Source organism: Gemmatimonadaceae bacterium (genome assembly GCA_040882285.1).
Taxonomy (GTDB): domain Bacteria; phylum Gemmatimonadota; class Gemmatimonadetes; order Gemmatimonadales; family Gemmatimonadaceae; genus JACDCY01.
In genome coordinates this window covers 269,039-294,637 of sequence record JBBEBQ010000010.1, presented here as the reverse complement: position 1 = coordinate 294,637, position 25,599 = coordinate 269,039, and the positions used below count along the sequence as shown (strand labels likewise).

The window sequence follows — 25,599 nt, the reverse complement described above, 5'->3', positions numbered from 1 at the left end:
CTAGGCGAGCGGAAAGACGCGGACAAGGCGGGAGTTGTAGCTTTTACTAGTCACGAGTCACTAGTCACCAGTCACCAGTTAGTGACTGATCGTCCCCTGCTTGCTGGTATCGATCTCCTCACGCTTCCCGCCGAAAAGGAAGGCTTCCATCTGCTTGGTGAGGAAGGCCCGGGCCTGCGGATCCATCAGGTTCAGCCCGTAGTGGTTGATCAGCATCATCTGCTGCTTGACCCACGCCGCCCAGCACTCGCGGCAGATCTCCTCGCCGGCCCGGGCCCCCACGGGGCCCGGAAACGGCGGCTTCTCAAATCCTTCGCGCGTCTCGCCGCAGCGGACGCACGTGACCCTGGCTGGCACGGTTACGTACGGGCGTACTCGATCTTGGCGAGTCCGAAGAGCTGAAGGAGGCGGAGATAGATCCAGCCGATGTCGAACTCGTACCACTTCGCCTTGAACTTGGCGGAGTGAGGATCGGCGTGGTGGTTATTGTGCAGCTCTTCGCCGCCGAGCCAGATGGCGATCGGCAGGATGTTCCGGCTGTGGTCCTTCACGCTGAAGTTGCGGTAGCCCACGGCGTGACCCACGCCGTTGATGATCCCCGCGGCCCAGAACGGAATCCACAGCATCTGCACGCCCCAGACGAGCGGGCCAACGAAGAAGCCGAACAGGTAGATGTCGACTGCGAGCATGACCAGGATGCCGAGCCAGTTGAGCGGCGTCAGCAGCTGCCGCTCGAGCCAGTCGTTGGGCGTGCCCTTGCCGTACTTCTCGAGGACGCCGGGCTGGTTGACCGCCTTCCTGTAGTACAGCGCGCCCTTCAGCACGATGTTGCGCAGGCCTTCGAGCAGGGGGCTGTGCGGATCGCCCTCGCGATCGGCGAACGCGTGGTGCTTGCGGTGGCAGGCGACCCACTCCTTCGTGATGATGGAGGTGGACATCCAGAGCCAGACGCGCATCGGCACCGCCGCCAGCGAGTGAATCTTGACGCTGCGGTGGGTTTGCGACCTGTGCAGAAACAGAGTTACGCAGACGTTGGTGATGTGGCCGGCGATGAGGATGAATACCACTGGTATCCACCACTCGCTCGCCCAGGCGGCGAAATAAGGCATTTACACAAGCTCCAATGGACGGGGGACGAACCCTCCGCCGCGACGCGGTTTTCTAACCGAAAAGAAGCGCTCCGAGGCCGTTTGTGGCTCCCCGGAGCGATGTACGAAATCTAACCTACCCTGGCTCATTTTGCTAGCGGCGGAGGCCCTAACTCTCATGTTTCCAGAGGGTTGATAATGCAAAGAGCGTGCACCCCCCTCCGGGAATGTATTCTCCTCTAGAACGCTCTCGAAATGCCGAAAGACACGCCTCCGGACCGCGTAGCACCGATCGAAGCTCGGACGAGCGGCTGCTAGGGAACCCAATGATCCCCGCGGTGGAAAACGCCGACAATCGCCCCCGTGAACAGGCCGATCACACCAAGCGCGGCGCCGACGAATGTTCCGTCCTGGCTTGGACTGGTGGAGAAAAAGTCTGGCCCATCGTATGAGGCGTAGCCGATCGCGTAACCACCAACCGCCAAAGGTTGCACACGACGAGCATGACGAGCTAAAACTTCCGTGAAAGCGACAGCTGCACCCCGCCCGATCGGCCCGGGTTGATCGCGGCACGGAAGGGCGCGCTGCGGCTCTCCCATCGATCGCTCTTGACGAAGGCGCCGACGATCGCCCCGATGACGACTCCTGCCGCGCCGGATACCAGTGCGCCGGCCGTTGCCATCTGTGCCCGACTCACCGGAACCGGGCAGATGAGGAATTCGTCCGTGCAGTCCTCGACCCCTTCATCGACCACGGTTAGACCGAGCAACGCACCCACACCGAGCCCGATGAGCGCGCCGCGCCCTACGTGACGACGGGTTCCCGTGCTCACGTCGAGCCGCGTGACGTTGGCGAGCGCAATGGTGCGCGAGCCGTGCCGGCCGGCTATTACGACGGAATCGCCGCGCACTTCCAGCACAGTACCGACGTGCTTGTTGAGATCATCGCGCGGCGACGTCACGCGAACGCGCGAGCCCGCGCCGAGCCCGGCCATCTGCGCGGCGACGGGCGAAGAGAAAACCAGTACAGCGACCAGAATACCGAGTGCGGCGTTCATCATCCTCTCCATTGAAGGTGGATTGCACCGTTATCGCTGGATGACGATCGCACTCAGCCCATGGCGGCCACATACGCCTTGTGACGTAGCAGCAGGTGAAACGCGCCTTCGGCCGATCAGCGGGTCGTTGGGGCCGGCGAATCCGCCGGCGGCGCATCGCCCCAGGTGTCGTTCTCGCTGTTCCAGTCGGGGACCGACGGAATGGGCCAGAGCCGCACGCCGATCACGCGCCCGCGGGTGGGCAGCGTCGCGGCGAATGCGTCACCCCGCGCCCAGATCTTTTCCGGCAGCCGGAAGTCCTCCGTACCTCCATCCGCGTAGCGCACGCGCAGCATCACCGGAAACGGCACCGACGTCATCCGTCTCAAGCCCACCGTGGCCAGCATCTGCCCGGTGTCGCTCTGCGTCACGCTGGTGACGCCGATGTCCAGCACGTCGTTCCCGTAGAAGAACGCGCGCCAGTACCACGACAGGTCTCCGCCGGCGTAGCTCTCGATCGTGCGGAAGAAGTCGGCCGGCGTCGGATGCTTGAACGCCCACTTGCGCGTGTATTCGCGAAACGCCGCGTCGAACAGCTCGGGTCCCACCACGTGATTCCGCAGCATCAGCAGCACCGCCGCGGGCTTGCGATATCCTACGGCTCCGAGTGCGGAGGGATGCACGTTGTCGGGCGCGGTCATGAGCGGTGAATCGATCCCCCGCTCGACTATCGACTTCCAATTCGCGGAGTAGGCGCTCCACGCCTCGCGTCCCGGATATCTGCGCTCGTTGGAGAACGAGTTGATGTAGGTATTGAATCCCTCGTCCTGCCACGCGTACAGCCGCTCGTTCGACCCGACGATCATGGGAAACCATTCATGCCCATGCTCGTGATCCAGCGTTCCAAAGACCGCCGCCGGAGTGGCGCCACCGTGCACCATCACGAACATCGGATACTCCATGCCTCCGACGGGACCGGCCACGCTCGTCGCCTGCGGATACGGATACTGGAAGAACAGCTCGGAGTACGTCCGGATGCTGAACTGGGTCTGCTCGGCCGCGGCCTCCCACCCCTTTCCCGCTTCCGGGTAGTAGTACGCCTGCGTCAGGATTCCCTTCCAGCTCGTCGCGTCCCACCTGAAATCGGGTGCCGCCGCCCACGCTACGTCGCGCACGTTGCGGGCGGTGAAGCGCCACGTCTTCGTCCCCGGCGTCGGGCGAGCCACCGCTTCCGCCGGCGGGATGATCCGCACCACCGTGTCGCTCCGCGCCGCGACCGCGAGCCGCCGTCTTTGCTCGGCTGTCAGCACCTGCTCCGGGTTGTCGAGCACACCGCTGCCCGCGACCACGTAGCCGGCCGGGACCGTGATGGAGTAGTCGATGTCGCCGTACTCGAGATAGAACTCGCCCTGGCCGAGGTAGGGCTCGATGTTCCAGCCGCGAACGTCGTCGTACACGGCCATTCGCGGATACCATTGCGCGATCTCGTAAAAGCTCCCGTCTCTCGCCATCCTGTCGGAGCCGTACTCCGGCACGAGGAAGGCAAAGCTCATCGCGATCGTCGCGCGTCCGCCCGGCGGCAGCGGACGGTCGAGTGCCAGGCGCAGCATCGTATCATCCACGTGCAGTGTCGCGGCGCGGCCGTTCGTTCTGACGTCGCTCAGGTCGAACCCGCCAAGAAAGCCGCGCACTCCCCAGCGCGAATCGGCTGGATAGAGTGCCGCGCCTTTGCTGCCGGCCCGGTACAGATTCTGGCCCAGCTGCAGCCAGACGAATCGAAGAGTATCCGGCGAGTTGTTGGTGTAGCGGATGCTCACGGTCCCGCTGATCCGCTTGGCCGCCGTGTCGAGCTGGGTGGCGATCGTGTAGTCCGCGCGCTGCTGCCAGTAGTCGGGTCCGGGTGAGCCGTCGGCGGATCGGTACCGATTGGGTCCCGACCAAGTGCCCCGCTGCGGAAGAATGAAAAGATCCTCGTCGATTGTTCGCCACTGTACGGAAGACCGCGCGGAGGCGGGCGCCGCCGAATCGCCAGCCTTGCTTTCGAGGACGACGGAAGCATCGGCGGGGCGCGGGGCGGTGGTGACGGGCTGCTGCGGGGCGCAGGCGAGGCAGAAAAGCGCGAGGACGGTTCTTTTCATGGAAACGGGCCGAGTTGGAGGGTCAGATCTGGTTCTTGCAGGGTAACCAATGCACCACTACAGTGCCGCAGTGCGCGCGCCGAGGAAAGCAGACAGGCTGATCGCGGGCTGTGCCACCCGCGAAGGCACCGAGCGATACCGCGGCCGGCATGCGTCGAACCGCGCCGAAGATTTCTACCGGCCGGTCGCCGACGTGCTCAGCGTATCGTCCATCGGGCTCGGCACCTACCTCGGCGACTGCGACGACAGGACCGACGCCGGGTACGCAGTGGCGGCGCAGCAGGCCGCGCGCTCCGGGATCAACCTGCTGGACAGCGCGATCAACTACCGCTGCCAGCGGTCCGAGCGCGCGCTCGGGAAAGCGCTGCGAGCACTCCTCTCCTCGGGCGCGGAGTCACGCGACGAGATCGTGGTGTGCACCAAGGCGGGCTACATACCGCTCGACGGCGCACCGCCCGCGACGCGCCGCGACTACGACGCGCAGCTGAAGGCGCAGTACTTCGATTCGGGCATCGTCTCGCCGGATCAGGTAGTCGCCGGAGGACACTGCATCGCGCCGCGTTACCTGGCCGACCAGGTTCAACGGAGCCGCCGCAACCTCGGCCTCTCCACCATCGACATCTATTACCTGCACAACCCCGAGCAGCAGCTCGATGCGCTGTCGCGCGACGCGTTCTCCGACGCGATTGCGGCGGCGTTCACGCAACTGGAGCGGGAAGTCGCGGCCGGGAACATCGGCTGCTACGGCTGCGCGACGTGGAGCGGATTCAGGGTCGCGCCGGGCGACAAGTCACACCTCTCACTCGCCGAGCTGCTGAAAATCGCGGAGACGGTCGGTGGCACCGACCACCATTTTCGCGTAATACAGCTGCCGATCAGCCTCGCGATGCCGGAGGCGGTTCGCGTGCCGACGCAGCCACTGGGCAAAGCCGTGGTTCCGCTGCTACAGGCGGCCGGCGAGTTGGGGATCACGGTGATCGCCAGCGCCCCGCTCATGCAGGGTCAGCTCACCAGCGGGCTGCCCGCCAAGCTCGCCGAAGCGTTTCCCGATCTCGCGACCGACGCGCAGCGGGCGGTGGCGTTTGTCCGCTCGCTCCCGCGGGTCACCTCCGCTCTGGTCGGCATGAAGAGCCCGGCGCACTTGCGGGAGCAGCTGGAAGCCGTACAACGGTGACTAGTGACTAGTGACTAGTCACTTCTGGACCACAACCGGCGTCGCCCTCAGGCTAAGGTTGTGATTAACCCGCAGACCGGCGATTCCATCCGTCTGGTTGAGCGCCGCCTTGCTCAGCGCCCCCGCGACGACGTCGTCGACGACGAACCTCACCGAGTCGCTGGCGACGCGCACCTGGAGCCGGTAGGTCTGTCTCCCCAGCGAGTCCGCAGCCGGCACCGCCGGTGTCTTCTTCCAGGCGATCAGGTCGTGCGTCGCATCACCCTGGCGCTGCTTCACGAGCATCTCACCCGTCCCGGCAACCACGAAGTACACGTACTCCTGGGCCGGTGTGTCGAGGTTCCGGCCGGCAAAAATCAACCCGAACGCCTCCCGATGCCGCGGCGCGGCGAGCTGCTCGATCGTCGAGCTCACGGTGTAGTTGCCCGTGCCCGCGTCCCTGGGGGAATACACGATGTGGGCCGGACCCGTCGTAATCTCCCACCTGTTTGCCGAGACGACGTACTTGGCGTCGGCGATGCTCGTGTTCGCCCGGTCGGTCCGGCCGAGATATCCGGCGGGCAAGCCGCCCGCACCGGTAGGCCTCAAGTCCGGATCCGCCTCCGTTTGGACGGCCGGCGCGGCTGCACCGGTGTCCGCGGTGCCGCTGCTGGCGGCGGGCGCGCACGCGCCCAGAACAAGACCGAATATCAGCACTCTTTTGCGCATTTTTCACCCTCGCTTGAGACCGTGGTGGAACCGGGAAGGTACCCCATGGGCAACGTCACGCAGGTTATGTGCGCGAATCTTGCTATCTGGTCCGGTTAAGACCACCCTCCTCTACAGGAGCAGACCTCAATGGCGGCGAAAAAATCATCGCGGAGCAAGTCCGCGGCACGGGGCAAGTCGAAGCGGACGGCGAAGCGAAGCTCCGCCAAGCGCGGCACTGCCAGGCGCGGTGGCGCCAGGCGCGGCGCGAGCAAGCGCGGCTCGACCAAGCGTGGAGGCATGGCGAAGCGCAGCTCGGCGAAGCGCGGCAGCGCACGCAAGTCGGCCACGAAGCGTCGCTCGTCCGGCAGGAAGACCAGTCCGCGCGCGCGGGCGCGGGCGATCGTAAAGCGCACGCAACGGGTCGCAACCACGGTCGCAAAACAGGCGGTCGATCTCGCCCAGTCGGCCGGGCACAAGATCAGCGAGACCGCCAGCCAGGTAACCGACAGGTTCTAGGGCGGTGCGGGAACGGGTGAGGCTTCTCGACGAGAGGCCTCACCTTTCTTATTGCATGTGGCTCGAGAACCAGTCGCGGACCACGGCCGCGACGAGCTCGCGGTCGTGATCCACCGTGATTATGTGGCCGCCCCGCTCCACGAATGTCAGACGCTTTTCGCTCGCGGGAATCTTACTATAGGCGTACCTCGCGATTTTCCGCGAGACCCGGTTGTCGTTCCGGGACTGGAGTATCAGCGTGGGCGCCGTGATCGATCGCAACGCCTTCCTGGCGGTCCGAGTGACCTCGAGCAGCTGCCGGATCGCGCTCGCGGTCGTGACTCCATACGCCAGATTCTTCGCGCGCTCGTCGGGGTCGTGTATCGAAAGGTCGCTTTGGGCCTTGAATTGCCCGACAAACGGCCCCCACAACCGATGGAGCCGTGCCGCCACGGCGAGCGAGCGCGGCATTCCGACGTACGGCGCGAGCAGCACCAGCGCGGGCAGCCGCGGCGCGTTCGCCGCTATGATTGCGGCGAGCGCCCCACCCATCGACAGCCCCGCGAGACCCACCGCGCCGAACGAAGGCAGCATCGAATCGTATGCAGCACGGGCGTGCTCGATCCACTCGGCTGCGCGCGATCGGTCGAAGTCGTCCACGGTGGTGCCGTGCCCGGGGAGCAGCGGAGCCTTTACCGTGAATCCCGCCGCATGCAGCGCGGCGGCGAGATAGTCAAAAGTCTGAGGAGTGTCGCCGAAGCCGTGCAGAAGCAGGACGGCCGAGTCGCCCGTCCCGCGAAGGTCTATGGGCCCGGCGCCGGGAATCAGGCCGGCGATGGCGCGAGCTGGTTGCGGTTGATCACGTACGACGTGCCCTTCCGCTCCGCGACTCCCGCTCCGACGAGGCGCCCCAACGCCAGCGATATCGACTCCCGCGTCGCGCCCACCATCTCGCAGATGAGCCGGTAATCTGACGGCGATACGACCAGCGAGCCATTCGCCTTGGTGGACGGATCGTGACTCAGACGATCGAGCGCGGCCAGCACGCGCGCGTCCACCGATGCGGCCGCGAAATCGTGCAGCCGCTGGAGAATCGCGGCTCGCTCCGTCACCATCTGACTGGTCAGCGAGATGGCGCACGCGGGCTGCTCGCGCACGAGCGCGCGGTAGCCGTCGAAGTTGAGATGCAGCGTCTCGCTCTGGACCGCGGCGTATGCATTCGTGGCGTAAGATGCATCCGGCGAGAGACCTTCGCAGCCGAACGTCTCCCGCTCGAACGCGACCCACGACACGAAGTCGCGCTTGTTCCGCCCGCTGTTGCTCAGCACGATCCGCCCGCTGGCGACGGCAAAAAGTCCGTTGGCCGGCGCGCCCCGCTCGTACAAGGCGAATCCCGAAGGCCAGTTTGCCTTCGCGCCGTATCCCGCGAGAACCTCGAGGTCATCCCGCGTGAGCTGTCCTGGCTGGAACTGTCCGTTCTGCGACATTTGCAGGCACCGGTTGACGACCGCTCACCATTGCAATCACCGCGCCCGTTTGAAATCACTCCTCCAGCTCAGCCAGCGCGTGCCTCAGCGCAGCGCGGAGCGCATCCTCCCGATCCGCCGACGGCGGCAGCGCGCCCGAGATCTTCGAGAATGTGCTGAGCATCTCGTCCTCCACGAATCGGCGGTTGGGGGCCGCCATCCCGAGTCCGGCCAGCGATCTGACCGCCACTTCGCGCAACAGCTCGAGTGTGGCCGGCGACAGTGCGGCCAGGCTGTCGGGAGCCGGCGCTCTTGGCGCCGCGTCCCGCTTCCGCCGCGGCGCGGCAAACAGGGCGCTCATCGGAGCGAGCGATACGACGAACGACCCCTCGGTGTGCTCGTGCCAGTCCGCCACTACCCCGCGGCGCCGGAGTGAGAAGAGCAGCTTCTCCACCGCGGGCTTCACGACGGCCACGCCGCCTTCGCTCGACTTGCCGCGGCCGGTGATTACCAGCACGTCCCCCGCTCGCGACATCTGCCGTTCGCGGAGCCAGGACTCGGCCCGCGTGGTCGCCTCCGCGGCCGACGGGAGCGCAGCGCGCAGGTTCAGGGTGCGGCCGGCCCCAAATGAAGCCTCGTCCAGCGCCCGCAATACGCCGGGCACCCGGCGTCCCGCCGGAGACCGGCTCCGCCGCGACACGCGGATGCTCCGCTACCGCAGCGCGGCCGTCAGCGCCACGCCGTCGAGCCGCTCGAGCGGCGTAACGCCGAGCGCCCGTGCGAGCGTCGGCGCCATGTCCACGACGCGTACGGCCTGCTGGTGCATGCCGGCGTTGAAGGGCGCACCGAAGAAAATGATCGGCACGCGGGCGTCATAGTCGTGCGGAGTCCCGTGCGTGGCGTAGGTGCCCGCCCCCCAGTAGCTGTACGGCGTCAGCGTGATCACCAGGGCGGCTTCGTCGTCGCCGGGCCGGAACATGTGCAGCCAGCGCCGCGCGATATGGTCCTGCACGGTGTCTCTGCGCGCGAGCTCGCTGAGCCGGTCCACGCGCAGCACGCCGGGAATGCGCGCGGCGCTGTCGGCGAACGTCGCGACCAGCGCGTCGACGTTCACGTTCCCGAGCCGGGCCCGGTCGAGACTCAGTGCGCCGCTCCCGAATCCGATGGCCGTCGTGTCTCCGCCGGCGTCGCTAATCATCTGCCGCGCCTGCGCCACCACCGGGCCGATGAATACCCGCGTCGCCTCGGGATTCTTCGTCTTTCCGCTGACGTCTATGAAGGGAGCGACGCCGTGGTCCGCCGTGAGCGCCACGATGACGTTGCCGCGGCCGCGCAGTGTGAACAGGGAGTCGAGGAACCGGCCGAGCATGCGGTCGAGCCGGAGTATGTGGTCGTGCACCTCGCGCGAGTCGGGTCCGAACGCGTGGCCGGTGCCGTCCATCCCCGAGAGCGAGACCGCCAGCAGGTCCGTTCGCCCGCCGGCGCCGAGCTGCATTCGGTTCACTCCCTCGAGCGCGAGCTCCAACGTGACTTCATCGATCCAGGGATAATTCGGGAGCAGGTAGCCGATCGCCGCGGAATCCTCCGGCGCAAAGTGCGGAAACAAGAAGTCGCGCCCGAGGTTCTCGACGGGGACGCTGTCCGGCTCCGTGTACGCGGCCGCGGGGAGCAGCAGGTCCCACGCCTTCCCCGCGTACGAGTGCGGGATGCGCCGCGCGTTGAAGTCGCGCACCCACCGCGGCAGCTCGCTGGCGTAGTAGCTGCTCGTCACGAACGCGCCGTTGCCTTCACCCGACCAAGCCGGCGAGAACCAGAACACCTGCGCCTTGCTCTTGCCTATGGGAAGGATCGCGCCCCTGTCCTTGCGGGAAACGGACAGGACGCGCGTCGACGGATCGCGCGCCAGCAGCCAATCGGTGAGTGTCGTTCCCTCGAACCGGTGCGGTGACGCGCCCTGACCGATCGTGCCGGTGAGCGTCGTGGTCGGATCCGCCACGCCCACGCTGTTCGACGCTATGCCGGTGTTCACGGGAAACCGCCCCGACATCGTGCTGGCGTGGCCCGGCGCGGTCTCCGTGACGGCATGGTCCTGATACCCGTTCTGAAATACCGCGCCCTCGCGATACAGCAGCGCGAGCCCGCCGTCGAGCTGGTGCTTCCACCGGTCGTAGTACTCCGGCAGCAGCTGGTCCACGGTGATGAATACGACGAGAGCCGGCTTTGCGGCCGGCGCGGGCTGTGGCAGAGTGGCCGCGCAGCCAACGATGGAGATGCAGACTGCGGCGACAGCAAAACGAAAGCGCATGATCAGGGCCTGGGTGAAAAGACTAGAGGACTGCCGAACGCGGTCGTGACCGCGATCCGCCATCCGGCGGGAGTCTTCACGAATACGCGCTCGGACACGCCGGTGCTGACGGAATCTCCATACCGCACGTCGTAGCGATAGGTGCCATACACGACTCCGGACGCCAGCGGCACCACGGTGAGGTCCCGCGCCATCAGCGTGTCGGGCCAGCTCGTGCTGGTGCGTGCGGGCCAGCTCTCGAAGCCGAGCTCGAGCCCGTCGGGCCCGTTCCGTGCGAGCCGCGGGCTTTGCAGGTACGTGGCGATGTACCGCGGACGATCACGCTTGTGGATCGCGTCGATGTTCTCGCGGAACAGCGCCAGCGCCTCGGCGCTGTCGGCCGCGATTGACGACGTTTGCGGCACGGGCGTGGCGACGGTCGCAGTCGCGCACGCGGTCACCGCTGATGCGATCAGGACCAGAGCTGTGCGTGTCATAGGCATCGGAGTTCCGGGGGGGGGGGGCGGTTTGTCTCTCTCCCCAAAGGGACCGTCTTAGCGAATCGGGCCGTGCCCTCAACGGAGTCATGCCTCGCGAAGACGCACTCGCATGGGCACGGCCCGATTCGCGTAGGTCCCGACGGGGAGAGAGAGAACCGACCCCCGTCACCATCTGCCTCAGAATACAGCGCGCGCGCTGGTCCGGCTACGCGGCGGCCTCGAGCGCGGGCGATGCCGCCAGCAAGCGGCTCACGCATATCTCGTCACAGCGAATCCGGCGCGGGCAGCGCAGGCAGTCGCGCCGGATCTTCTCCGGGTACGCGGCGCGATCCGCGAGTGCATATCCCGCGGACTCGAAGAACGCCGGCGAAAGCGTTAGCGCAAACAACTCGTCGATGGCCCGCTTGCGAGCGAGCGCTTCGACTGCTCGCACGATGCGCTTCCCCAGTCCGATCCCGTGCGCCTCGCGCACAATCGCGAGCGACGACACCTCGGCCAGCGACGGCGAATACTCCTTCAGCGCGCCGCAGCCGAGCAGCTTGCCGCGCCGGTCCACGGCGACGACGAAGTCGTCGAGCGCGTGCACGACGGAGTCGAGCGACCGCGGCAGCATGATCCCCTCGGCCGCGTATCCGTTCACCAGCCGCACGATCGCGTCCGCGTCGGCCCGGCGCGCGGGACGAAGCGTGACCTCTTCCTGCCGTGGGGCGATGGAGCGAAGGCTCGGCTGAATCACGCGACGACTCCTTCCAGGATCGCGAGACCCCTCGCCAGGTCGTCCCGGTCGGCAACCAGCGGCGGGAGCAGCCGGAGCGTGTAATCGCCCGCGGACAGAATCAGCAGGCCCGCGTCGAGCGCCCGCGCCACGACGCCGGCCGCGGGCTCGACGACGTCGATCCCCCACATGTAGCCGACGCCGCGCACCGCGCGCACGCGCGGCGTGCTCGCCGCCAGCTCGGTCAGTATTCCTTCGATGAAGAGCCCGTTGTCAGCGACGCTCTCGAGCAGCGCTTCGTCCGACAGCCGGTCGAACACGTGCAGCGCGACGGAGGCCACGAACGGTCCCCCGCCGAACGTCGTCGCGTGATCGCCCGGCTGAATCGTCTTCGCGATTTCCGGCGAGAGCAGCACCGCGCCCATCGGAAGGCCGCCGGCCAGCGGCTTCGCGAGCGTGAGCATGTCGGGCACGACGCCGCTGTACTCGTAGGCGAACAGCGTCCCCGTCCGGCCGAGCCCGCACTGCACCTCGTCGAAGATCAGCGCGATCTCGCGCTCGCTCGTCAGCCGCCGCAGCCCCTGCAGCAACGCGGGCTCGAGTACCCGCACCCCGCCCTCGCCCTGCACCGGCTCCACTATCACTGCCGCGACAGTGTCGCCATCGAGCATGCGCGCCAAGTCGTCCAGGTCGCGCTCGCAGATGGATATGCCGGGCGCAAGCGGTCTGAACGGCGCGCGGTACGACGGCCGGTCGGTTGCCGCGAGCGAGGCGAACAGCCGGCCATGAAAGCCTCCACGGAGCGCGACGATCTCGTGCTTCCGCGAGCCGCCGATGGTCCGCGCCCACCGCCGCGCGAACTTGAACGCACCTTCGTTCGCCTCCGCGCCGGAGTTGCAGAAGAACACCGACGCAGCGAACGACCGGTCTACGAGGCGCTGCGCCAGCATCTCGCCGGCCCCGGTCGCGTACAGGTTGGATGTATGCAGCACGCCTGTGCCGGCCGCGGCCGCGATCGCGTCCCGGATGCCCGCGTCGGCGTAGCCCAGCGCGTTCACACCGATTCCACTGGCGAAATCGAGATAGCTTCGGCCGTCGGCGCCGAGCAGGTCGACGCCGCGCCCGCCGACGATCTCGAGCGGCGCGCGCTTGTACGTCCCGAGGATCGCCGATTGCTTCGCGGCGCTCGCCTCCTCGTCGAGCACCGGCAGAGAGAGCGTCGTCACGCGGCGCGACCCGGCGCGAGTGTCATGGTCGTGCCCAGCGCGTCATCGAGCACTCCGGCGAGCGACGCGATCCGCACCGACAAAACTCCTCCGGCCAGCGCGGCGTGCGCGGCCTCGAGCTTGGCGGCCATTCCGTTGGACGCGGTGCCGTTCGCGATCAGATTGCGCGCCGTCTCCACGTCGAGGTCCTCGAGCACTGTTCCTTCCGCGCCGAGGACGCCGTCCATGTCCGCGATGAGAAGCAGCTCGGCTGCGCCGGTAGCGACCGCGATCGCCGCCGCTGCGTCGTCACCGTTCACGTTGAGCGCGCCATGGCCGTGCGCGTTCTTCGCCAATGGCGAGATCACGGGCAGATAGCCCGCGCCGAGCAGCGTCGCGACGACCGCGCCGTTGACGCGTCCGGGCATGCCCACGTGGCCGAATTCCTCGATGCCCAGCGGCTGCGCTTCGATGAATCCGCCGTCCTCGCCGGAGATCCCGACTGCGGGAATTCCGGCGCCGGCGAGCAGCGCCACGAGCCGCTTGTTGACCAGGCCCGACAGCACCATGCGCACGATGGCGATGTCCTCCTCGGACGTGACCCGGCGGCCGCCGCTGAACCCAGGCGATCGGCCCAGCTTCCGCTGCATCTCGGAGATCTCCTCGCCGCCGCCGTGCACGACGCACATCGCGCCCGGCGCGGCATTCCACGCCGCGGCGAGCACGGCAGCCAGCGCGGGCGACGACTGCGCGCGCCCGCCGATCTTCACGACCGTCTTCACGCGGGCAGCCCGAGACGTTCGTCCAGGCCGAGCAGGAGATTGGCGTTCTGTACCGCCTGGCCCGCGGCGCCCTTGAGCAGGTTGTCGATCGCCGCTACGATCACGAGCGTCGGCTGCCGCACGTTCGCGGCGGCGTGCACGCTCAGCCGCACGACGTTGCGGTGCACGACGTCGCGCAGCGAGGGCGGCGCGTCGGCGATCTCGACGAACGGCTCGCCGGCGTAGAACCCGCGCCAGAGCGCGGCGGGATGCGCGAGCTCGGCGGCGAGGGGAACGGTGATCGTCGCGAGAATGCCGCGCGCGACGGGCAGCAGGTGCGGCGTGAACAGAATGTCGGCGTCGCCGCCCAGCTCGCGCACCAGCGCGTTCATCTCGGCGAGGTGGCGGTGCACGTTGCCGGGCGCGTACGCCCGGAAGTCCTCGGCGACCTCGGCGAACATCAACTCCTGCCTGGGCGCGAAGCCCGCGCCGGTCACTCCGCTCGCGGCGTTGACGTTGATCGTCGCGCCCGCGCGCACGAGCCCGCGCGCGAGCAGCGGCGCGAGTCCGATCAGCACCGCGGTGGGATAGCAGCCGGGATTCGCGACCAGCTCGGCACCGGCGATCGTGTCGCGCATGATCTCGGTCAGCCCGTACGGCGCGGCGTTCGCGCTGTTCCCGGGGCGGAAGTCCGACGAGAGATCGATCACGCGCGCGCCGGTTTGTCGCGCGGCGTCCACCCACTCGGCGGACGCGCCGTGCGGCAGCGCGCTGAACACCATTCGGGCGTCGTCGAGCTTGACGTCGTCGGGCGCGAGAAAGGTGATCTCGCTCGCGCCGAAGCGCGCGCGCTGCCCCCGCTGGCCGTTGGCCGCGGCGAACGCCAGCTCCATCCCCGGATGGCGCGCGACCAGCCCGCACAGCTCCCTGCCGGCGTAGCCGCTCGCGCCCAGGATTCCGACCGCAACCTTATGCATCTATCATGCATAATCTTGCAGGAAGGCTATGTCAATGTTTTACTGGCTCCTGGATCGGTCACTGGAATCCAAGTTTGGGGTGTGGCAGTGGGGAGTGTGGCAGTCGGGAGTCTGTCACCGGACTCTTACTCCATACTGCGCCACTCCCCACTGCCACACTCCGAACTTGGATTCCCTGTCAACATCCCGGGAGTCAGCCCCTCTCGCCGATCTCCCGGATCCGCTGCAGCAGCTTCTGCCTTCCGCTGGCTGACCGGCAGATGACGAGCACCGTGTCGTCCCCGCCGACGGTGCCGAGCACCTCCGGCCACCCCTGCGAATCGAGCGCGACGGCGGCCGACTGAGCCCCGCCGGGAATCGTCCGCACGACTATCAGCTCGCCCACCCCGTCCGCCCGCAGGAACAGCTGCGGCAGGATCGACTCGAGCGCCAGCGCCGGCGCCGCTCCCTGGTCGGGAGCGGAATACCGCGGCCCGTCCGGGCTCGGCACGCGCGCGACCCTGAGATCGCGCAGGTCCCGGGACAGGGTCGCCTGCGTCACGTCCCAGCCCCGGCTCCGCAGCAACCGCCGCAGCTCCTCCTGGCTGGAGACGCGGCGGGAGCCGACGATGTCGAGAATGGCGGACTGCCGGTCAGACTTATTGGCCATCACTAAGAGGGCTCTTGGCTGTTGGCTATTGGCTGTTGGCTATTGGCTGTTGGCTACTGCCAGCAGGTGGACCACTACGTACGTGGCTGAAAATATACTTGACTGGGGCCCCTACAGTGTATTTATTCACTATTCATGCATAATTACACGGCTAAGTAGTTAGCCAAAAGCCAATAGCCAACAGCCAAGAGCTTCCCGCCATGTCTACAATAGTCCTCGCCTACTCCGGCGGCCTCGACACCTCGATCATCGTGCCGTGGCTCAAGGAGCACTACGACGCCCGGGTCATCTGCGTCGCCGCCGACGTCGGGCAGGGCGACGAGCTGGAAGGCGTGCGCGCCAAGGCCATCGCGTCCGGCGCGGACGAGTGCTTCGTCGAAGACCTGCGCGAGGAGTTCGTCACCGACTACATCTGGCCCACGCTTCGCGCCGGCGCGACGTACGGCCGGAAGTACCTGCTCGGCACTTCGATGGCGCGGCCGCTGATCGCCAAGAAGCAGGTCGAGATCGCCCGCCAGGTCGGCGCGACCGCGCTCGCGCACGGCTGCACCGGCAAGGGCAACGACCAGGTGCGCTTCGAGCTGACGTACGCGGCGTTCGCGCCCGACCTTCCGGTCATCGCGCCCTGGCGCTGCTGGGACATCCGCAGCCGCGAGGACGCCATCGCGTACGCTGAGGCGCACGGCGTGCCGATCACGGCGACGAAGGAGAAGATCTACTCCCGCGACCGCAACATCTGGCACATCTCGCACGAGGGCGGCGTGCTGGAGGATCCCGCGGCGTCCCCGCCGTCGGATCTCTTCATGCTCAGCACGTCGCCGGAAGAAGCTCCCGACGAGGCCGAGGAGGTCACGATCGGTTTCGACAACGGCACGCCGGTCACGGTGAACGGGCGCGCGCTCGGCGCGGTCGCGCTGCTGTCCACGCTGAACGCAATCGGCGGGCGGCACGGCGTCGGGCGGATCGACCTCGTGGAGGACAGGCTCGTGGGAATGAAGTCGCGCGGCGTGTACGAGACGCCGGGCGGATCGCTGCTGTACGCCGCGCACAGCGAGCTCGAGCAGCTCGTGCTCGACCGGCGCACGCTCGCCGCCAAGGACCTGATCGCACACAGCTACGGCGAGCTGGTGTACGACGGCCGCTGGTGGAGCACCGAGCGCGACGCGTATGACGCGTTCGTGAACGTCACGCAGGAGCGCGTCTCCGGCGAAGTGACGCTGCGGTTGTTCAAGGGCTCAATCATCGTCGCCGGCCGCTCGAGTGAGTTCGCGCTGTACGACGAGAACTTCGTCACCTTCGGCGCCGACGACGTCTACAACCAGGCGGACGCGGCCGGATTCATCCGGCTGTACGGGCTGTCCACGAAGGTGCAGGCGCTCCGCGACCAGGCGCGCATCGACGCGGCCCAGTCGGGAAAGCGGGCCATAGCGTGACGCAGTCGTCGCCACCCGGGGACTCTGCCCGGGGCGACGGCTCCGGCAAGACCCACAAGCTCTGGGGCGGCCGGTTCAAGGCCGGCCCGGCGGCGGCGCTCACCGCGGTCAACCGTTCCATTGAAGTCGACTTCCGCCTGTGGCCCTACGACGTCTGGGCGTCCCAGGCGTGGGCCGGCGCGCTCGCGAGCGTGGGCGTGCTCACCGCCGACGAGAGCTCGACGATTCAGAATGGCCTCGCGCAGGTCGGGAAGCGATTCGAGAGCGGCGAGCTGCCGGTGGATTCGGACGAAGACGTGCACACGATGATCGACCGGCTGCTGCACGACGAGATCGGCGACGTCGCGTCCAAGCTGCATACGGGCCGGAGCCGCAACGATCAGGTGTCGACCGCCACACGGCTGTGGGCCATGGTCGCGACCGATTCCATCGAGACCGAAGTGCGCGCGCTCCAGGCCGTGATGCTGCAGCACGCCGAATCGCTCGTGGACGCGGTGATGCCGGCATACACTCACTTGCAACGGGCGCAGCCCGTCTCGGCCACGCACTGGATGCTGTCGCACTTCTGGCCGCTCGAGCGCGACTGCAACCGGATCGCCATGGCTTCGATAGCGGCCTCCTCCCTGCCGCTCGGCTCCGGCGCGATCGCGGGGGCCGCGTACCGTGTTCCACGCGAGGAGCTGAGGAAGCAGCTCAGGTTCATGCGGCTGTCCGAGAACAGCATCGACGCCGTCGGCGATCGCGACTTCGTCGCCGATCTGCTGTACGCCATCTCGCTGCTCGGCGTGCACCTGTCGCGGCTGGCGGAGGACATGATCCTGTTCGGCTCGTCGGAGTTCGCCTTCATCCGCTTCGGCGACACTTTCACGACGGGCTCGAGCATGATGCCGCAGAAGCGGAATCCCGACGCAATGGAAATCGCCCGTGGCTTCGCCGCCCGTTCGCTCGGCGGAATTACTTCGATTCTGGCGACGATGAAAGGATTGCCGAGCGGCTACAACAAGGATTTGCAGGACGACAAAAGAATTCTGTTCGACGCCGTGGACAGCGTGCTGCTCGTGCTGCCGGCGGTGACCGGCGCGCTGGCGGAATGCACGTTCCAGACTGACGCGATGGAACGCTCGGTGTCGAGCGGGATGATGGCGACTGACCTTGCGGACTATCTCGTGGGCAAGGGCGTGAGCTTCCGGGACGCGCACAGCGCCGTCGGGAGTCTCGTGCTAGCGGCGGAAGAAGCGGAGTGCGAGCTGAGTGAGCTGCCGCCGGAGCGATTCGCGAGCGCGCACGCGAAGTTCGGCGCCGATGCGCGGGGGTGGCTGGATGCACGGGCGTCGATCGCGCGGAGGGATGTCGCGGGGGGAACCGGGCCGAATGCGGTGCGGGAACAAATCGAGGCAGCGAGGACCGCGCTCACGGAGGCCACGAACTCATACCAAGCGGAATCCAGGCCGTGAGCCCCACTCGTGGCCCGCTCCACAAAAAAGCCCCCGCGTCTTCGCGGGGACTTCTTTTTACAGAATTGCAGCCTTCTTAGAACTCGATTCCGAACGTGATCGGAACGAACTGCAGCTGCGGGTCGCCGCTGATCGTGTGCAGCCTGGCTTCGACGAACGTGCCGAGGCCCGAGAGCTGGAACTTCGCGCCGACGCCGGCGTTGATGCCGAAGTCGGTGCGCGACTCACCACCATCAGCTTTTACGTTGTACGAGCCCACGCCACCGATCACGTACGGCCGCATGCCCACGCCGCCGAACGCGTATGTGATGTTGACGTTACCGCCCGCGACGCGAAGGTCCGGTATGGAGCCGCCCGTTAGGTCCTGCCCGGCGAACTTGTTGTAGAAGCCTTCGAGCCGGAAGCCGACGGGCGACATCGGCATGTTGATGCCGAGGTGGGCCGCGGCGTTGTAGCCGACCTTGTGGCTGTCGCTCAAATCCGAGAGCGGGAGGGACGCGCCGGCCGACAGGCCGATCGTAAAGGGGCGCTGCGCTTCCGCGCTCGAGGCGCCGACCACCAGGGCCGCGCCGACTACGAATGCAGACAAAACTCTACGCATTTTCGAGATCCTCTTTATCTGGTTCAAGTCGCGCGCATTCTTGCCTATTTGCCTCGCGCGACAGGTAGCATTGGTACCCCGCCTCGCGCCAAAGTTCGACCATTTCAACAGTTTCTATTGTACGGTTATTAGCGAGTTTCCACGGCTATTGCAATAATCTTCTTAGTTTTCTAGGTTATTTATCAATGAGAGGCTATTCCGTTGGTATCGCTGCACTTGCACTCGGCGTAGAACCCAAGTGGCTCGACAACTTGCTGTCGCATGACCGGGTGGACGAAGTCATCCAGGCGAGGCAGGGAGTATCGCGAAGACTCGGGCCGGGCGCGCTGCACGTGATCGCCACGGTGCACCGGCTGAACGGGGAGCTCCAAATTCCTGTGGGAGCCGCCCTCCGACTGGCGCACGAGCTCTGGCGCTCCCCGCAAAATACCGACGCAGCCGATACCGCCACGGTTCGGACCGGTGAGCTCGAGCTGTACCTTGGCCGGGCCGCGTTGCGGGCCCGTGTCGCGGAGGCTGTGGCCGAAGCCCTGGAGATGGCGCCGCGACCGAAACGCGGGCGGCCGCCAAAAATGGGGCGAGCATCCAGCCAACCCGCCGTGGCCCCCCGGACTTGGATGGGGAATCCAAGAAATGAGAAGCCAGAGTCGAAATAGCCAGCAGTTAGCGGCTGCGGCCAAAAAAAAGCGCCCTCCTCTCGGAGGGCGCTTCTTCATTTCTGACTGGTCAGCTCGCGCCGGCCCGGGTCACGTTCTCTGCCGCGGGACCCTTCTGCCCCTGCACCACGTCGAACTCGACAGCGTCGCCTTCTGCCAGCGACTTGAAGCCACTGCCACTGATCGCGCTGTAATGGACGAAGCAATCCTTCGTGCCATCATCAGGGGTGATGAAGCCAAACCCTTTCGCGTCATTGAACCACTTCACCTTTCCGGTCGTGCGCATTCCTACTCCTGCAATTGGTAGCGTGACGCCGCGGAGCGAGCTTTGACTACTCCTGCCATCGGCTTGTGGCGGGACCGAATCGACCCCCCGCCCTGGATCCATGCCTCGAGGTTGCTGCGCACCCCCGCCGCACAGCGCAAAAAGTAAGCGGGCCGGGTGGCTTGGACAATACCGTGGCCATCCGGCTCTAATCGTTCCGACTCTAAACGGTACCGTTCAGGGCTCCTCTACCCGGACCCCGGTCACGAAGTGGTCGCTCTTGCCGAAGCACGACGTCGGGACGTTCCTGTGCTCCTCATACCGGAGCGCGACCCGCTTGCCGATGCTCGCCTGGACGTCCGCAACCACAGCGTTGTCGCGCACGCTGAAACGGAAGATCTCCGGAGCCAGGCCCGGCACGTTGGTCTCCGCCAGCTCTCCCTCCCAGGTCGCGCAGACGACGCCCTGCTTGGCGAAGGCCTGCACGTAGCCGTACCGCTCGCCCCTCTCGTACACGACGTTCAGCGTGACCGCGGCCCACACCGCGAAGATCAGCAGCGGTACGATGATCAGCGCCGCGAGCACGCGCGTGGACCAGCGCTTGTGCCACGGCTTCTCCACGACGACCGGCTTGGCGACCGGCGGGGGAACAGCCGAGTCCGGAGCTCGCTCGCGCTCCACGTCTTCCGTGGGCAGCGGCGGCTTGGGCGGCGGCGCGTCGGCGGGATCGGGAATGCCGGGATCGTCGGGATCGTTGGGAGATCTGGGCTCTATCATCTCAGCTTCCGGTTGAGTGCGGCCAACATTGGTTCTCGACGGCTGTCTCCGTTGAACTGCATCGCCGGGGCCAGCGCTTTAGCTTTCGGTACTAATCATATGTCGCTTCGCACAGCAAATCCGAGCGCCATCCAGTCGCGCCGGCAGACCGTGACGGTCTCCGTCGGCGGAGTTCCGGTCGGCTCCGGTCATCCGATAGTGGTCCAGTCGATGACCAATACCGACACGGCGAACGCCGAAGCTACCGCCCAACAGGTGGCGGCGCTCGCCGCGGCGGGATCCCAGCTGGTCCGGATCACCGTCAACAACGAGGACGCGGCGGCCGCGGTCCCCGAGATCGCCGCGCGGCTCGCCGACCTGGGCTGTTCCGTCCCGCTGATCGGCGACTTTCACTACAACGGGCACCTGCTGCTCGCGCGCTTCACCGACTGCGCCCGGATTCTGGCGAAGTACCGCATCAATCCCGGCAACGTCGGCACCAGGCGGCGCGACGAGAACTTCCAGACGATCGTGCGCATCGCCGCCGACAACGGCAAGCCCGTGCGTATCGGCGTGAACTGGGGCTCGCTCGACCAGGACCTGCTCACCCAGATGATGGACGCCAACGCGCGCGACGCCGAGCCCGCCGACGCGCGCGACGTGTACATCGAGGCGATGCTCGCGAGCGCGCTCCGCTCCGCCGAGCTCGCGGAAGCCACGGGACTCGGCCACGACCGGATCATCATCTCCGCGAAAGTCTCGGCGGTGCAGGATCTGCTCGACGTGTACCGCCGGCTCGCCGCGCGGTGTGATTTTCCGCTGCACCTCGGGCTCACCGAAGCCGGACTCGGCAGCAAGGGAATCATCGCGAGCACCGCCGCGCTCGCGATCCTGCTCGCCGAGGGGATCGGCGACACCATTCGCGTTTCGCTCACGCCGCGTCCGGGTGGCGACCGCACCGAGGAAGTGCAGGTGGCACAGCAGATCCTCCAATCGCTCGGGCTCAGAAGCTTCGCGCCTCAGGTAAGCGCGTGTCCCGGCTGCGGCCGCACGACGTCCACGTTCTTTCAGCAGATGGCCGAGGACATCCAGGCGTACCTGCGCGAGCAGATGCCCGCGTGGCGCGCGCTGTATCCCGGAGTCGAGGACATGCGCGTCGCCGTCATGGGCTGCGTCGTCAACGGGCCGGGCGAGTCCAAGCACGCCGACATCGGCATCTCCCTGCCCGGCACGTTCGAGGACCCCGTCGCGCCCGTGTACGTCGACGGCAAGCTCGCCGTCACCCTCCGCGGCGACGACATCGTTCCCGAGTTCTTGCGGCTGCTCGAGAGCTATGTCACACGCCGGTACGCACGAACGCCTGATGTTGCCGCGGAGGCTCGGGTCTAGCTCGTCCTCGCCACCTACGCTCGCAAACTACGCTCGCTAACACGGTGGCTCGAACGGGCTAGACCCGAGCCTCCTGTACGGTGCGTCCGCAGCTCGCGCTGCGCCGCGACGAAGTGCGGGAGGAACGGGTGCCGTTGCTGGCGGGCGGTGTGGCGGGGTGCCGCACCGGCCCCGTGTTAGCGAGCGCAGTTTGCGAGCGTAGGGGCCGAGCGGCATCCCGCCACACCGCCCGCCCCCGAGCGAAGCGAGGGCGTTGTTACTGCCCTATGCGTACTTCTCGAGACCTGCCGCGACTTCGTCGAGCTCGGACATGATCGGCCCGTCGAACCCGAGCTCGCGCAAGCGCGTGTGCACGCTGCGGTACCAGCGGATCGTCGCTTCGCGCCCGGCCTTGAACCGGCTCCAGATCGTGTCCGGGTCCTGCGTGCGCCGAAGGTCGGCGAGTATCGAGCTGCCGTTGTGGATCTTGTCGGCAGCGCACACCCAACGGGCGCGCTCGGGAGCCTGCGCCAGCCGGTCGAGATAGTCCTGCTTCTTCTGCTCGCCGTCCAGCGGATCTCCGTTGTCGTCGGTCTCCCTGTGGGTCACCGCGAGCACCGTGTCGAGGACGGTTTGTCCGAACTTGTCACCGATGCGGTCGCACAGAGAGTGGCTGGTGTACCCGTCGCGCACGCAGTCCTCGATCACGTCGTGCAGAATGCCGGCGATCACCGTGTCCTCGTCCTGGCCGTAGCGCGTGAGAATCACGGCGACGTTGGCGGGATGCGTCAGGTAGGGCAGAGCCGTGCCCTTTCTCACCTGCCGGTCGTGGTGCTTCGCCGCGAAGGCGAAGGCGTGATTGACCCTGTCCGAGTAGCCGTTCATCCGACGAAATCGGTCATTCGATCAATGTAGCGACGGGACGATTTCATCTCACGCCGCCGTACGCGGCCGGGCGAACCGGGCCACGATCGACTCCAATCCGTCGCGATCCTGCGCGTCGAACTTCCCCCGCTGGTCGGAGTCGATGTCGAAGACGCCGAGCAACACGCGATTTGCGTCGAACACGGGAACCACGATCTCGGAGCGCGCACGCGCGTCGCAGGTGATGTGGCCGGGAAACGCGGTGACGTCGTCCACGATCACCGTCTTGCCCGTCGCGGCTGCCGTCCCGCACACGCCACGGCCGTACTCGATCTCGAGGCAGCCAATCGTGCCCTGGTACGGCCCGACGCGCAGGAGCTTTCCCGGTACGACGACCCGGTAGAAGCCCGTCCACAGGTGATGCATCGCGTTGTGGACCGCGGAGCTGATCGTAGCCATCGCGGCGATCTCGTCGTCGATTCCTTCGAGGACGACGTCGATCTGCCGCGCCAGCCCGGCGTACGCCTCCGGCTTCGCGACGCCCGCTAGATCGAGCGTCATCTCAGCCATGGCCTACTGAAAGATTTGGAATTTGCTGAGCAGCCACCACAGAATCAGGAAGATGAGGACCGTGCTGAAGCAGCCGCCGCCCAGCTTCTTGGCGCCGTATCCCGCCGCCAGCCCTCGCAACAGCTTGCTCATGAACTACTCCGTGACTGAGGATTTCTAGACGCGATGCGCGGTACCCTCTGCACACAATGTACCGGGCTGAGAACGAATGGAGCGCGCATTATGTTTCGAGGTGCCCGCTTCCGCCCTCGTGACACGCTCCCGACACGGCCTCCACGCGCCGCCGGCGAATATCCATCTCGACGCCCGCTCCGCGCCCGGCACCGTGTTCGTGTCGCACGCGCATTCCGATCACTGCTCGTCGGCGCCGCGAATCATCTGCACGCGGGAGACCGCCGCGCTGCATGCGAGACGGAAGCGCAAGAAAGAAGCGGTGACCCTCGATTTCCATCAGCCTTTCACCTGCGGCGACGCGACGATCGAGCTGCTGCCCGCCGGGCACACGCTGGGCTCGGCCATGGCGATGATCAGGTCGGAGAAGGGCACGCTGGTCTACACTGGCGACTACAAGCTGCGTGACAATCCGTTCTCGCCGCTCGCTCTCGTCCCGAAGTGCGACGTGCTGGTGAAGGAGCCGACGGCGGCTTTGTGCGATCTGCACGTCGAGCTCGGCTACCCCTTTCCCGGTCCGGGCACGTGGGAGCGGTTCTCTCCGGAGCTACTGCCGGGGCGAGTGGTCCTGGCGACGCCTGGGTGGAATAAGCATCCCGCGGCCGACATACCGCGGGCGCGCACAGTCCAGCTGACCGGGTGGGCGTGCAATCCGCGCGCGCGATACATGTACGGCCACTGTGATCTGGTGCTGCCGATATCGGATCACGCGGACTTCGACGATCTGGTGCGGACGGCGGTGGAGAGTGGCGCGACGAAGATCTACACGGTGCACGGGTCGCCGGTGTTCGCGGCGCACCTGCGGGCCATGGAACTCGACGCCGAGCATCTCGCCGGGCATCCGAACAATGTCGGAGCCTCGAGACGTGTGAGTAGCCCCGTTACCACAGCTTCGGTGCCGATCCAGTACTCTTTGGATCTCATGTAGATCGGGAAGGGAGCAGGCGCGATGCGAGCTATGAGTACGAGTTCAGGGTGCGAGTGATGAGAGACCCTGCACCGTCTCATACCGCTGTGGGGTAAGTGGCGGAGGGCGCTCACGCCGAACTTGCCTCTCGGCCGAAAATATAGAGCGCCCTCCCTGCAACGAGCGCCGGATTTACGAGGCGAATGCTTGGTCGCAAGAGCTTCGCGGTTCTCTGCCCGCTCGCCCTGCTGTCTGATCCACCCCGCCTAACATCCGATTCCCGTTCGTCGCCCCACAGGTCTCGCTACCCGCTTCTTTCAGCGGCTCTCTCACGATTACCGCCTTGCGGTTCGCTCAGGTCGTTGCGACCAACTCCCCAGAGGACTTCCCCCTCCTGGTCGATGTTCATGCTGGGCACACAAAGAGAATGGGCCCGGGTGAAGTCCGGGCCCATCTGTCAGCCAAATCCCTCGGGGGTGGCGGTCTCGATCTCGGCATCGTGAACTCCTCCTTTCTCTCCAGTCTGAAGGTGTCCACGAAACGGGGCAGCTCCACCTCGTCGGGTTCATGGCTCCATCTTTTCGAGGTCTGGAACCTCGGCAACCTGGGAGCGATTTCGATTAGAATGCGCCCAGTATCGCGCGCCACGCGAGGAAAACCAGAGCGCCCACTACGGAACCGAGTAGCATGGCTATCAGAAATCGCTTGAACGATAACCCCCGAGTTGGCTGGGCGAGCCGGGCCTCGGTTCGCATTACTGGATACAGAGCCAGCCCCAACACCAGGAATCCCAGGCCGGCCCAAACACCCAGCGGTAGAACGAGCACAGGCGCCAGAAGTCTGGGGGTCACGAACCCAACGAGGAGCATCAACAAAGCTCCCGTTAGAGTGCTCGTGATCCAAAAAGCGCTCATTTCCCAGCGCGTCAGCCCAGGTCCGCAGTTGGTCCGTTCTTCGTTCGCATGCATGAGGTCCTCACATTAGTTCAGCTAAACCACAACCGACTGCGGCGCCAACGAATGCTCCGGCACAAAAAGCGGCAGTGCACTTGGGCCAGCCCGCACCGGTCAAAATGCATCCGGTAGCGGCGCCGGCGCACCCGCCAACACCCCCAGCGACCGTGCATCCGCCCCACCTCCTCCAACTCCAGCCGGCAGAGGAAGCCAACGTGTAACCGCTAGCAACCCACGTCGAACCGACATCAAGGCTTGCGAACCTCACCCCTGGGGCGATCGTAGCGCAAGGTGCCGGATTCCACATAGGCTCGATATCGCCAGGACCACCACCGCCCCCACCCGACTCCCATGTGTTTTCCAAGAACACGAGCTCGTGCGATTCGGTGGACGAGATGTCGACCTGCGCTTCATTGGTGCCAG

The 25,599-nt window shown here is 66.5% G+C and carries 27 protein-coding genes; 6 read left to right on the top strand and 21 right to left on the bottom strand.

The window, feature by feature from the left end; all coding sequences use genetic code 11:
* Window positions 1-78 precede the first annotated feature (78 nt).
* The 4 genes from WEA80_06965 to WEA80_06950 all read right to left on the bottom strand — a co-directional run bounded on the left by WEA80_06965 (window position 79) and on the right by WEA80_06950 (window position 4,262).
* Window positions 79-357 (bottom strand): oxidative damage protection protein, encoded by a 279-nt coding sequence (locus WEA80_06965; GenBank protein MEX1186313.1) that lies wholly within the window; start codon window positions 355-357, stop codon window positions 79-81.
* A 2-nt stretch (window positions 358-359) separates the two neighbouring features.
* Window positions 360-1,109, bottom strand: coding sequence for a fatty acid desaturase (locus WEA80_06960; GenBank protein ID MEX1186312.1), 750 nt, complete (start codon window positions 1,107-1,109; stop codon window positions 360-362).
* Between the two features lie 490 nt (window positions 1,110-1,599).
* Complete coding sequence (locus WEA80_06955; protein ID MEX1186311.1) at window positions 1,600-2,145, bottom strand: hypothetical protein; 546 nt, start codon at window positions 2,143-2,145, stop codon at window positions 1,600-1,602.
* A 116-nt stretch (window positions 2,146-2,261) separates the two neighbouring features.
* Window positions 2,262-4,262: a M1 family metallopeptidase gene (locus WEA80_06950; protein ID MEX1186310.1), complete on the bottom strand. Its 2,001-nt coding sequence runs from the start codon at window positions 4,260-4,262 to the stop codon at window positions 2,262-2,264.
* A gap of 49 nt (window positions 4,263-4,311) precedes the next feature.
* Between WEA80_06950 and WEA80_06945 the strand changes: the two genes are divergently transcribed.
* Window positions 4,312-5,436 carry an aldo/keto reductase gene (locus WEA80_06945; protein ID MEX1186309.1) on the top strand — a complete coding sequence of 375 codons (1,125 nt, stop codon included), beginning with the start codon at window positions 4,312-4,314 and terminating at the stop codon, window positions 5,434-5,436.
* An 18-nt stretch (window positions 5,437-5,454) separates the two neighbouring features.
* Here WEA80_06945 and WEA80_06940 read toward each other — a convergent pair whose 3' ends face one another.
* On the bottom strand, window positions 5,455-6,144 hold the full coding sequence (locus WEA80_06940) for a hypothetical protein (protein ID MEX1186308.1): 690 nt from the start codon (window positions 6,142-6,144) through the stop codon (window positions 5,455-5,457).
* A 129-nt stretch (window positions 6,145-6,273) separates the two neighbouring features.
* Here WEA80_06940 and WEA80_06935 point away from each other — a divergent pair, with 129 nt between their 5' ends.
* The gene (locus WEA80_06935; GenBank protein ID MEX1186307.1) at window positions 6,274-6,642 is read left to right on the top strand and encodes a hypothetical protein; all 369 of its coding nucleotides are present in this window, start codon (window positions 6,274-6,276) and stop codon (window positions 6,640-6,642) included.
* Window positions 6,643-6,690: 48 nt separating this feature from the next.
* On the opposite strand, the gene WEA80_06930 is transcribed toward WEA80_06935, so the two are convergent.
* From WEA80_06930 to WEA80_06885, 10 genes are all read right to left on the bottom strand, one after another.
* Window positions 6,691-7,395, bottom strand: a complete 705-nt coding sequence (locus WEA80_06930) for an alpha/beta fold hydrolase (protein ID MEX1186306.1) — start codon at window positions 7,393-7,395, stop codon at window positions 6,691-6,693.
* Between the two features lie 50 nt (window positions 7,396-7,445).
* Window positions 7,446-8,108: a Crp/Fnr family transcriptional regulator gene (locus WEA80_06925; GenBank protein ID MEX1186305.1), complete on the bottom strand. Its 663-nt coding sequence runs from the start codon at window positions 8,106-8,108 to the stop codon at window positions 7,446-7,448.
* Between the two features lie 55 nt (window positions 8,109-8,163).
* A complete protein-coding gene (locus WEA80_06920; GenBank protein MEX1186304.1) occupies window positions 8,164-8,751 on the bottom strand; it encodes a hypothetical protein in 588 nt (195 codons plus the stop codon).
* Window positions 8,752-8,799: 48 nt separating this feature from the next.
* Complete coding sequence (locus WEA80_06915; GenBank protein MEX1186303.1) at window positions 8,800-10,392, bottom strand: alkaline phosphatase family protein; 1,593 nt, start codon at window positions 10,390-10,392, stop codon at window positions 8,800-8,802.
* Between the two features lie 2 nt (window positions 10,393-10,394).
* A complete protein-coding gene (locus WEA80_06910; protein MEX1186302.1) occupies window positions 10,395-10,868 on the bottom strand; it encodes a nuclear transport factor 2 family protein in 474 nt (157 codons plus the stop codon).
* 208 nt (window positions 10,869-11,076) lie between these two features.
* Window positions 11,077-11,607: a GNAT family N-acetyltransferase gene (locus tag WEA80_06905; protein MEX1186301.1), complete on the bottom strand. Its 531-nt coding sequence runs from the start codon at window positions 11,605-11,607 to the stop codon at window positions 11,077-11,079.
* Window positions 11,604-12,812 carry an acetylornithine transaminase gene (locus tag WEA80_06900; protein MEX1186300.1) on the bottom strand — a complete coding sequence of 403 codons (1,209 nt, stop codon included), beginning with the start codon at window positions 12,810-12,812 and terminating at the stop codon, window positions 11,604-11,606. Before WEA80_06900 ends, WEA80_06905 begins: the two co-directional genes overlap by 4 nt.
* On the bottom strand, window positions 12,809-13,573 hold the full coding sequence (argB, locus tag WEA80_06895; GenBank protein MEX1186299.1) for an acetylglutamate kinase: 765 nt from the start codon (window positions 13,571-13,573) through the stop codon (window positions 12,809-12,811). Before argB ends, WEA80_06900 begins: the two co-directional genes overlap by 4 nt.
* Entirely contained in the window at window positions 13,570-14,529 is a 960-nt protein-coding gene (gene argC / locus WEA80_06890) for an N-acetyl-gamma-glutamyl-phosphate reductase (protein ID MEX1186298.1), read from the bottom strand. Before argC ends, argB begins: the two co-directional genes overlap by 4 nt.
* A gap of 193 nt (window positions 14,530-14,722) precedes the next feature.
* Window positions 14,723-15,178, bottom strand: a complete 456-nt coding sequence (locus WEA80_06885) for a hypothetical protein (protein MEX1186297.1) — start codon at window positions 15,176-15,178, stop codon at window positions 14,723-14,725.
* Window positions 15,179-15,378: 200 nt separating this feature from the next.
* Between WEA80_06885 and WEA80_06880 the strand changes: the two genes are divergently transcribed.
* Complete coding sequence (locus WEA80_06880; protein ID MEX1186296.1) at window positions 15,379-16,611, top strand: argininosuccinate synthase; 1,233 nt, start codon at window positions 15,379-15,381, stop codon at window positions 16,609-16,611.
* Entirely contained in the window at window positions 16,608-18,065 is a 1,458-nt protein-coding gene (gene argH, locus WEA80_06875; protein MEX1186295.1) for an argininosuccinate lyase, read from the top strand. The genes WEA80_06880 and argH overlap by 4 nt, the downstream gene beginning before the upstream one ends.
* A 76-nt stretch (window positions 18,066-18,141) precedes the next feature.
* Here the strand turns inward: argH and WEA80_06870 are convergent, their stop codons facing one another.
* The 3 genes from WEA80_06870 to WEA80_06860 all read right to left on the bottom strand — a co-directional run bounded on the left by WEA80_06870 (window position 18,142) and on the right by WEA80_06860 (window position 20,364).
* Window positions 18,142-18,666: an outer membrane beta-barrel protein gene (locus tag WEA80_06870; GenBank protein ID MEX1186294.1), complete on the bottom strand. Its 525-nt coding sequence runs from the start codon at window positions 18,664-18,666 to the stop codon at window positions 18,142-18,144.
* A gap of 726 nt (window positions 18,667-19,392) precedes the next feature.
* Window positions 19,393-19,608, bottom strand: a complete 216-nt coding sequence (locus WEA80_06865) for a cold-shock protein (GenBank protein ID MEX1186293.1) — start codon at window positions 19,606-19,608, stop codon at window positions 19,393-19,395.
* Between the two features lie 216 nt (window positions 19,609-19,824).
* On the bottom strand, window positions 19,825-20,364 hold the full coding sequence (locus WEA80_06860) for a hypothetical protein (protein MEX1186292.1): 540 nt from the start codon (window positions 20,362-20,364) through the stop codon (window positions 19,825-19,827).
* A gap of 99 nt (window positions 20,365-20,463) precedes the next feature.
* On the opposite strand from WEA80_06860, the gene ispG reads away from it, so the two are divergent.
* Window positions 20,464-21,732: a flavodoxin-dependent (E)-4-hydroxy-3-methylbut-2-enyl-diphosphate synthase gene (ispG, locus tag WEA80_06855; GenBank protein ID MEX1186291.1), complete on the top strand. Its 1,269-nt coding sequence runs from the start codon at window positions 20,464-20,466 to the stop codon at window positions 21,730-21,732.
* Window positions 21,733-21,996: 264 nt separating this feature from the next.
* On the opposite strand, the gene WEA80_06850 is transcribed toward ispG, so the two are convergent.
* From WEA80_06850 to WEA80_06840, 3 genes are read right to left on the bottom strand one after another with little or no spacing between them, the layout of a single operon-like run.
* Entirely contained in the window at window positions 21,997-22,596 is a 600-nt protein-coding gene (locus WEA80_06850; GenBank protein MEX1186290.1) for an HD domain-containing protein, read from the bottom strand.
* 48 nt (window positions 22,597-22,644) lie between these two features.
* Complete coding sequence (locus WEA80_06845) at window positions 22,645-23,145, bottom strand: GAF domain-containing protein (GenBank protein ID MEX1186289.1); 501 nt, start codon at window positions 23,143-23,145, stop codon at window positions 22,645-22,647.
* A 3-nt stretch (window positions 23,146-23,148) separates the two neighbouring features.
* A complete protein-coding gene (locus WEA80_06840) occupies window positions 23,149-23,277 on the bottom strand; it encodes a hypothetical protein (GenBank protein ID MEX1186288.1) in 129 nt (42 codons plus the stop codon).
* A gap of 118 nt (window positions 23,278-23,395) precedes the next feature.
* Here WEA80_06840 and WEA80_06835 point away from each other — a divergent pair, with 118 nt between their 5' ends.
* The gene (locus WEA80_06835) at window positions 23,396-24,244 is read left to right on the top strand and encodes a hypothetical protein (protein MEX1186287.1); all 849 of its coding nucleotides are present in this window, start codon (window positions 23,396-23,398) and stop codon (window positions 24,242-24,244) included.
* Window positions 24,245-25,599: the final 1,355 nt, after the last annotated feature.

Coding starts and splice junctions, on each gene's coding strand:
- WEA80_06950 (MEX1186310.1), bottom strand. CDS start 4,262: ATGAAAAGAACCGTCCTCGCGCTTTTCTGCCTCGCCTGCGCCCCGCAG.
- WEA80_06910 (MEX1186302.1), bottom strand. CDS start 10,868: ATGACACGCACAGCTCTGGTCCTGATCGCATCAGCGGTGACCGCGTGC.
- WEA80_06850 (MEX1186290.1), bottom strand. CDS start 22,596: ATGAACGGCTACTCGGACAGGGTCAATCACGCCTTCGCCTTCGCGGCG.
- WEA80_06870 (MEX1186294.1), bottom strand. CDS start 18,666: ATGCGTAGAGTTTTGTCTGCATTCGTAGTCGGCGCGGCCCTGGTGGTC.
- WEA80_06945 (MEX1186309.1), top strand. CDS start 4,312: ATGCACCACTACAGTGCCGCAGTGCGCGCGCCGAGGAAAGCAGACAGG.
- WEA80_06845 (MEX1186289.1), bottom strand. CDS start 23,145: ATGGCTGAGATGACGCTCGATCTAGCGGGCGTCGCGAAGCCGGAGGCG.
- WEA80_06925 (MEX1186305.1), bottom strand. CDS start 8,108: ATGTCGCAGAACGGACAGTTCCAGCCAGGACAGCTCACGCGGGATGAC.
- argC (MEX1186298.1), bottom strand. CDS start 14,529: ATGCATAAGGTTGCGGTCGGAATCCTGGGCGCGAGCGGCTACGCCGGC.
- WEA80_06935 (MEX1186307.1), top strand. CDS start 6,274: ATGGCGGCGAAAAAATCATCGCGGAGCAAGTCCGCGGCACGGGGCAAG.
- WEA80_06915 (MEX1186303.1), bottom strand. CDS start 10,392: ATGCGCTTTCGTTTTGCTGTCGCCGCAGTCTGCATCTCCATCGTTGGC.
- WEA80_06880 (MEX1186296.1), top strand. CDS start 15,379: ATGTCTACAATAGTCCTCGCCTACTCCGGCGGCCTCGACACCTCGATC.
- WEA80_06840 (MEX1186288.1), bottom strand. CDS start 23,277: ATGAGCAAGCTGTTGCGAGGGCTGGCGGCGGGATACGGCGCCAAGAAG.
- WEA80_06865 (MEX1186293.1), bottom strand. CDS start 19,608: ATGCGCACGACCGGAAAGGTGAAGTGGTTCAATGACGCGAAAGGGTTT.
- WEA80_06955 (MEX1186311.1), bottom strand. CDS start 2,145: ATGAACGCCGCACTCGGTATTCTGGTCGCTGTACTGGTTTTCTCTTCG.
- ispG (MEX1186291.1), top strand. CDS start 20,464: ATGTCGCTTCGCACAGCAAATCCGAGCGCCATCCAGTCGCGCCGGCAG.
- WEA80_06940 (MEX1186308.1), bottom strand. CDS start 6,144: ATGCGCAAAAGAGTGCTGATATTCGGTCTTGTTCTGGGCGCGTGCGCG.
- WEA80_06860 (MEX1186292.1), bottom strand. CDS start 20,364: ATGATAGAGCCCAGATCTCCCAACGATCCCGACGATCCCGGCATTCCC.
- WEA80_06885 (MEX1186297.1), bottom strand. CDS start 15,178: ATGGCCAATAAGTCTGACCGGCAGTCCGCCATTCTCGACATCGTCGGC.
- WEA80_06960 (MEX1186312.1), bottom strand. CDS start 1,109: ATGCCTTATTTCGCCGCCTGGGCGAGCGAGTGGTGGATACCAGTGGTA.